The organism is Schleiferilactobacillus shenzhenensis LY-73 (genome assembly GCF_000469325.1).
Lineage (GTDB): Bacteria > Bacillota > Bacilli > Lactobacillales > Lactobacillaceae > Schleiferilactobacillus > Schleiferilactobacillus shenzhenensis.
Genome location: NZ_KI271588.1, coordinates 114,524 through 114,822, shown reverse-complemented (window position 1 = coordinate 114,822; position 299 = coordinate 114,524).

Sequence of the window (299 nt, the reverse complement as noted above, 5' to 3'; positions counted from 1 at the left end):
CTAAGACCAACTTGGCCACTGACGCCCGCCAGCCTCCGGGCCCAAATCGCCTACATCCTTCCCAATTGTAAAGTCTTCAGCGTGAAGTCACATTCGCCGGCGGTCCCGTCTGAACTTTATCCTCCCAGGCGATTGTCGCGATGTGCCGGGAGTCGGTTGCCTGAGTTTCGTATCGAGCGAGACATTTCCAGTCGCCGAGAATGTAGGGTGACGGAGGGCGGAGCAGATGGGGGCTCAGCTGTGAAGGTGTTGTTAGCGGCTTGCCGCTTACAACAAGGTCGAGCTTTAAGACCGCGCGT